We start from the raw sequence: 573 nt of genomic DNA, 5'->3' as shown, positions 1-573 counted from the left end.
ATGGCCTGATGGTGGAAAGTTTTTTCGGTTTGGGATGGACTCGCGGCCTATCAGCTTGTTGGTGGGGTAATGGCCTACCAAGGCGACGACGGGTAGCCGGCCTGAGAGGGCGACCGGCCACACTGGGACTGAGACACGGCCCAGACTCCTACGGGAGGCAGCAGTGGGGAATATTGCACAATGGGCGGAAGCCTGATGCAGCGACGCCGCGTGAGGGATGACGGCCTTCGGGTTGTAAACCTCTTTCAGCAGGGACGAAGCGCAAGTGACGGTACCTGCAGAAGAAGCGCCGGCCAACTACGTGCCAGCAGCCGCGGTAAGACGTAGGGCGCGAGCGTTGTCCGGATTTATTGGGCGTAAAGAGCTCGTAGGCGGCTTGTCGCGTCGAATGTGAAATCTCGGGGCTCAACTCCGAGCTTGCATTCGATACGGGCAGGCTAGAGTTCGGTAGGGGAGACTGGAATTCCTGGTGTAGCGGTGAAATGCGCAGATATCAGGAGGAACACCGGTGGCGAAGGCGGGTCTCTGGGCCGATACTGACGCTGAGGAGCGAAAGCGTGGGGAGCGAACAGG

General features: G+C 60.0%; 1 rRNA gene. It reads left to right on the top strand.

The features are described from left to right. Window positions 1-573, top strand: a 16S ribosomal RNA gene (locus ACFO0C_RS49015); the annotation flags it as partial.

Origin of the sequence: Actinoplanes subglobosus (assembly GCF_042650585.1) — a bacterium.
Classification (GTDB): Bacteria; Actinomycetota; Actinomycetes; order Mycobacteriales; family Micromonosporaceae; genus Actinoplanes; species Actinoplanes subglobosus.
The sequence above is the reverse complement of the archived record's forward strand: the minus strand, read 5'-3'. Positions and strand labels throughout refer to the sequence as shown.